This is a genomic window from Protofrankia sp. CiT1 (genome assembly GCF_917627335.1).
Lineage (GTDB): Bacteria > Actinomycetota > Actinomycetes > Frankiales > Frankiaceae > Protofrankia.
Genome location: NZ_CAKJTP010000094.1, coordinates 5,436 through 11,296 on the forward strand (window position 1 = coordinate 5,436; position 5,861 = coordinate 11,296).

Below are 5,861 nucleotides of genomic sequence, written 5' to 3' on the forward strand. Positions count from 1 at the left end.
CGGCAACGGTCATGACAGGCCCTCCGGGATGATCATGGAAGCTATGGCATCCTCACCCTGGGTGGCCGCGGCGTTCAGACGGGCCTGGGCGGCGGCGAGCCGCGCGACCGGCACCCGCCGCGGTGAGCAGGAGATATAGTCCAAGCCCAGCGGTTCAAGGAGCGCGATCGACGCTGGGTCGCCACCGTGCTCCCCGCATACTCCGATCGTGATGTCGGGCCGGGCTGCCCGCGCCCGCCGGATGGCGATGGCGAGCAGCGCGCCCACGCCCTCGCCGTCGAGCTCGGCGAACGGGCTCGACGGAAGCAGTCCGCGTTCGACGTAGGTGGCCAGCAGCCGGCTCTCCACGTCGTCGCGGGAGAAACCGTAGGTGAGCTGGGTGAGGTCGTTGGTACCGAAGGACAGGAACTCCGCGTGCGCCGCCAGCTGGCCGGCCAGCAGCGCGGCCCGCGGTGTCTCCACCATCGTGCCGATGCGGTAGGGAATGTCGACGCCGGTGCGCCGGGCTACGTCGGTGGCGACGGCGGCGACATCGGTGGCGGCCAGCGCCAGTTCCCGCGGTATCGAGACGAGCGGGATCATCACCTCGAGGGCGGGGCGCACACCTTCGGCGGCCACGTCGATCCAGGCGGCGAACAGGGCACCGACCTGAGCCGGATAGAGCCCGGGACGCACCACGGCGAGCCGTACGCCGCGCACCCCGAGCATGGGGTTGGCCTCGCGCAGCGCCGCGGCGCGGGCGGCCTGCCAGTCGTCGTCGTCGCCGTCGCCGTCATGGGGGAGGAACTCGTGCATCGGAGCATCCAGCAGACGTACCGTCAGCGGTCGATCTCCCACGGCACGCAGCAGGTCACGGAAGTCCTCGCGCTGCGCGTCAGCCAGGGCCACGAGAGCCTCGCGCTCGTCGTCGGCATCCTCAGCCATGATGACCCGGCGGACCAGCGGCAGCCGGGCACCCAGGAACTGGTGTTCGGTGCGGCACAGACCGATGCCCTCGGCGCCCAGCCGGACGGCGCTCGCCGCGTCGGCCGCGGTGTCCGCGTTGGCCCGAACCCCGAGCCGGCGGTGGTCGTCGGCCCAGCCGAGCAGAACATCGAGCTCCGCGGACGGGGCCGCCGGGCGCACCTGGACCGCCCCGGCATACACCTCACCGGTCCGCCCGTCGACAGAAATGACGTCCCCCTCGCGCAGCTCCCGCCCGTCGGCGCTGACGCGGCCCGCGACCGGATCGACCCGCAGCGCGGACGCGCCACACACCGCGGGCCTGCCGGCGCCGCGGGCGACCACAGCCGCGTGCGAGGCGAGCCCTCCGCCCGTCGTGACGACGGCGTCCGCGGCCAGCAGGCCCGGTACGTCCGCGGGCGTCGTCTCGGTCATCACCAGGATGGCGGGCACACCGTCCGCGGCCCGCTCGACCGCGTCGCCGCTGGACAGCGTGATCCGTCCGCTGGCCGCCCCGGGGGAGGCCGCGAGCCCGCGCACCAGCAGCGGCTCGCCGCCGCGCAGCCGCAGCTGTGGGTGCAACAATGCCTGTACCTGCTGGGGAGCTACGGACAGTACCGCGGTGGCGCGGTCCATGGTGTCGGCGGCGACCAGGTCCACGGCGAGCCGTACCGCGGCGGCTGGGCTGGGGTGGTCGTAGGGAGCCGCGCTGAGCAGGGCGAGCTCGCCGTCGCGCAGCTCGAACCCGACGTGCGCCACGGCGTTGAAGTGGTGCTCGAGGGTGGCCAGCGCCGCCCGCAGGAGATCGGCGCCACCGGGGAGCCGCGTCACCGGCTCGCCCGGCCCGCTCGGTGACTCGTTGCGGCGCACGCCGCGATGGAACACCCCGCTCGGCGCGAATGCGCCGCTGTCGGGGTCGCGGCTGGTCGCGCTCCCGTGCCCCGAACGCGCCCACGGGCCGATGAGCAGGGCCTGGAGATGCAGCGCGATCGGGGTGTCAGCCGGCAGCGACTGGGCCGCGCGGGCACGCCGCCCCCGCGGGGAGCGCCACCGGGCCAACTTCGCGGTGGCAGCGAGCGCGACCTGCTCGGCCGGGTCGTCCGGGTATGGCCGGCTGCCCAGCCGCTCGCACATCTCCAGCAGCGCGTGCAGCCGTTTGGCTGGGTCGGGGTTGTCCAGGACCACGCCGTCGATGTCATCCGCGGGGACGCCGAGAGCACCCTCGGCGATGCTTCGCACCGTAGCCGACCAGGTCTCGTACAGCACCTCCGCGCGGCCGATCGCCGCGCACAGCGCTGGGGCCGTGTCGAGGCAGAGCCCGAGGCCCGCGACCATCGGTGGCAGGCCCGCCGCCGGCACCGGGGCGCTCGCGACGAGCCGTATCAACATGGGCCGCTCGCTCTGCCCGACCCGTCGGCTGGCAAGCGCGGACAGCAGCTCGACCGCGCCACGGGCGACGGCTGTGTCGGTCAGGTCGCCGGCACGTGACGCCGGGATCGTGAGGCCCGGCACGGTCGGCAGCCCCAGCCGGACGAGGCTGTCCATCTCCATGCCGTGCGTGCCGAGCTCAGCGGCATCCAGGCCGCGGACATGACCGTGGCCGTACGGGATGAGGGGCACGCCGGGGAACGGAGATGATGATGCGGTGCTCACCCGCCGGCCCTCGAGACCAGCAGGTTCTCCAGCGCCTCGTCCTCGGCCCGGCTCACGCCGAGCAGCAGCAGCAGCTCCTGGTGCAGCCGCATCCACACCGTGTGGTAGGAGTCGCTCAGCGGTGCGGTCAGGGCGGTGGTGTCACCGGCGTCAAACGCGTCGAGCGCGGCGCCCAGCTCGCCGCGGTAGCGGGCGAGCGCGGGGACCTGGTCGGCGAGCCGGCGGATGATCTGTGTGATGGCCGTGTGCACGTCGTCGAACTGGTCGCGCACTGACGCGTCGTAGACGGCGTCGCCGTGGTCGTTGGGTGCGCCGTCCGGCCGGCGCTGCCAGGCCGTACACAGTTCCCGTAACCGGCTGTTGACCGGCAGGAACGCGTGGTAGAGGACGGTGACCCGCTCCCGCTCGGGGGAGCCTGCCGGCAGCCGGGACCAGCCGCCGACGAGGGTTCTGGCACTGGCGGTGGGCATCGTCACCGGCCCCTTGGCCAGCGCCAGCCCGGCCTGCACCAGACGGTCCAGGTCTGGGGCCGGACCGCGCCGCATACCCCGCACGACGAGGTCGGTCAGCGCGGCGCGGGCAGCGTCGTCGAGCGGGTGCGGGTCTGTTCCGGTCGCTGGCTGCGTCATCGCTGTTGCCTCTCCTGGCCAGGCCGTGGACCGCGCCCGGCGTCGTGCCGGGCAGCGCCGGGCAGGCCCTGGTCCGGCCATCGGTCTGTGATTCCGGTCATGCTGCGGCTTTTGGGAATCCGAGTCAAGAAACATGCGCGGGTGGTTGAGCCCTGATCGTCGCGTCAGCTGTACCCGCTCGTCCGCGAGGCTCAGTCCGCGTTGGCATAGGTCACTATATTGATGATAACTTCAGTAAGTATTTGATCTTAAGTGTGCCGGCCCAGGAGGCGCCGTGGTCACGTCGCCGCGTCGGGCCCGTGGTCGGTTCGGGCTGTCGCCGGTGGCTGGGCGAGCGAGTGGGCGTCGGTCCGCCGCCGGGGAGCACTGCTGGCATCGCAAAAAGTTACTGTTGACATTCTCTAGTTAAGGGGATGTGATGCGGATCATAGTTACCCGGATCGTGACGGAGGAGGTTTCGGGCGTGCCGGTAAAAATGATGTGTGTGTTGACAGGGTCGCTCCGATGACCAGCACGGACACGGCTCCTCCGTCCGCGCCCTCCGCCACCCCCGTCTACACCTCCATGCTGGACGGCCATGCCGATGATGTCGTGGGCCGGGACGCGCGGTCGGTGATGGCGCGGCTGGTCCGGCTCTACCAGGAGAACGGGACCGACCAGGCCCCGGCGCAGTGGCGTGAGCCCGTCCGCAACTACTCTGACCCGCGGCGCTGGCGTGACGAGATCAACAGCATCCACCGGCGGGTCCCGCTGCCGCTGGCGATGTCGTGCGAGCTGCCCGAGCCCGGTAGCTACAAGGCCATTCAGGTCGTCGACATCCCGGTCCTCATCACCCGTGACGCCGCCGGTGCCGTGCACGCCAGCGTGAACGCCTGCCGCCACCGGGGCGCCGAGCTGGTCGCCGAGGGCGTTGGCCGGACGAACCGAGCACAGCGGATCACCTGCCCTTACCACGCCTGGTCCTACGACATGGCGGGCTGCCTCGTCGGAGTCGCCAGCGAGAAGACGTTCGGAGCGCTGGAGCGCGGCCGCGCCGGGCTGGTGTCGCTGCCCGCCGAGGAACGGGCCGGCATCGTCTTCGTGGGGCTCACCCCGGGCCGTCCGCTCGACCTGGACAACTGGCTCGGTGACCTCGAGCCGCTGCTCGACGGGCTGGGGCTCGCCGGGTGCCACCATTACTCCACGCGCGTGTTACCCGGGCCGAACTGGAAGGTCACGGTTGACGGGTACCTCGAGGGATACCACTTCGCCTCGCTGCACCGGACGACGGTTTTCCGGACCAACCTGTCGAACATGGCCGCGTTCGACAGCTGGGGCCCCCACCAGCGCAACGCGTTCGCGCTGCGGCCCATTGCCGAGGCGGCCACGCAACCACCGCGGAGCTGGGATCCTGCCGCCTGCGTCGGCGCGATCTTCTGGGTCTTCCCGGGACTGGCGTTCTCCGGGGGCTGGCGTCAGCAGGTCGCGGTGTCGCTCGTGCTGCCCGGCCGCACCGTCGAGGAGTCCCGGACCCAGCAGCTGATCCTGCTGCGTCACCCACCGGCCGACGACGAGGAACGCACGGCCGCGGACACCACCCGCGACTGGTTCCACGATGTCGTGCTGGACGAGGACTACGCGACCGGCTTCGGTGTGCAGCGGGGGCTTGCCGCGCTGGACGGCACGGATTTCGTCTTCGGCCGCAACGAGCCCGGTCTCCAGCAGTTCCACCGGGTCGTCGAGCGGCTGCTCGACGAGGGCGGTGCCGACATCCCGCGGTGACCCCCCAGCGTTTCCCGGCCGTCTTTTTCCCGGGCGTCCTTTTCCGGACCGCCCGTATTGTGATTACCCCTTTTCCGACCAGGAGGTCGTGCGTATGAATCTCGACGGACGTGTCGCCGTCGTCACCGGAGGCAGCCGTGGCATCGGCCGCGGGATCGTGGAGGCCCTCCTCGCCGACGGCGCGAACGTCGTGATCAGCGGCCGTTCCGAGGCCAAGGGCAAGGAGGCTCTCGATGAGCTCGCGGCCGGCGACCGGGCCCAGTTCGTGCCCGGTGACGTCCGGCTGCAAAGCGATGTGGAGGGGCTGATCGACGCCGCTGTCGCGCACTACGGCCGCGTCGACATCCTCGTGAACAATGCCGGTGGCAGTGACGGGTTCGCCCTGATCCACGAATTAACCGACGAGGCCTGGACCAACGCCCTCAACTGGAACATCAACGCTGTTTTCTGGGCCACCCGGCGGGCTGTCCCGTCCATGCTTGCCCGCGGCTGGGGGCGGATCATCAATATTTCCTCCGTCGAGGGCAAACAGGGCAACAAGGCCGCTGTCAGCCATTACATCACCAACAAGCACGCGCTCAACGGATTCACCAAGGCGACGGCGTTCGAGTACGGCACCAGCGGGATCACCTGTAACGCGATCTGTCCCGGCGCGATCGAGACGGACATGATGAAAGATGCCGGTCCCGCTGCCGCGGCCAGTGCCGGGATCACCTATGCGGAGTTCCTCCAGACGTACGCGAACGATGCCGCGATCAAGCGGCTGAACACGGTCGAGGAGGTCGCCGCGATGGCCCGGCTGCTCGTCAGCGACGCCGGTGCGGGCATCACCGGCGCGCTTCTCAACGTCGACGGCGGTACCGCCGCCTGGTAGCC

The 5,861-nt window shown here is 71.0% G+C and carries 4 protein-coding genes; 2 read left to right on the plus strand and 2 right to left on the minus strand.

Annotation, left to right across the window (positions count from 1 at the left end):
- Positions 1-9: 9 nt before the first annotated feature.
- Together MJ785_RS14895 and MJ785_RS14900 are read right to left on the minus strand one after the other, a co-directional pair.
- Entirely contained in the window at positions 10-2,595 is a 2,586-nt protein-coding gene (locus MJ785_RS14895; protein WP_239381399.1) for a putative PEP-binding protein, read from the minus strand.
- Complete coding sequence (locus MJ785_RS14900; protein ID WP_239310672.1) at positions 2,592-3,224, minus strand: hypothetical protein; 633 nt, start codon at positions 3,222-3,224, stop codon at positions 2,592-2,594. Before MJ785_RS14900 ends, MJ785_RS14895 begins: the two co-directional genes overlap by 4 nt.
- Before the next feature lie 504 nt (positions 3,225-3,728).
- On the opposite strand from MJ785_RS14900, the gene MJ785_RS14905 reads away from it, so the two are divergent.
- Positions 3,729-4,985 carry an aromatic ring-hydroxylating dioxygenase subunit alpha gene (locus MJ785_RS14905; RefSeq protein WP_239310671.1) on the plus strand — a complete coding sequence of 419 codons (1,257 nt, stop codon included), beginning with the start codon at positions 3,729-3,731 and terminating at the stop codon, positions 4,983-4,985.
- 94 nt (positions 4,986-5,079) lie between these two features.
- Positions 5,080-5,859, plus strand: a complete 780-nt coding sequence (locus MJ785_RS14910; protein ID WP_239310670.1) for an SDR family NAD(P)-dependent oxidoreductase — start codon at positions 5,080-5,082, stop codon at positions 5,857-5,859.
- Positions 5,860-5,861: the final 2 nt, after the last annotated feature.

What these genes read in the sequence shown, in the direction of transcription:
- MJ785_RS14900 (WP_239310672.1), bottom strand. Translation starts at nt 3,224, where the DNA reads ATGACGCAGCCAGCGACCGGAACAGACCCGCACCCGCTCGACGACGCT.
- MJ785_RS14905 (WP_239310671.1), top strand. Translation starts at nt 3,729, where the DNA reads ATGACCAGCACGGACACGGCTCCTCCGTCCGCGCCCTCCGCCACCCCC.
- MJ785_RS14910 (WP_239310670.1), top strand. Translation starts at nt 5,080, where the DNA reads ATGAATCTCGACGGACGTGTCGCCGTCGTCACCGGAGGCAGCCGTGGC.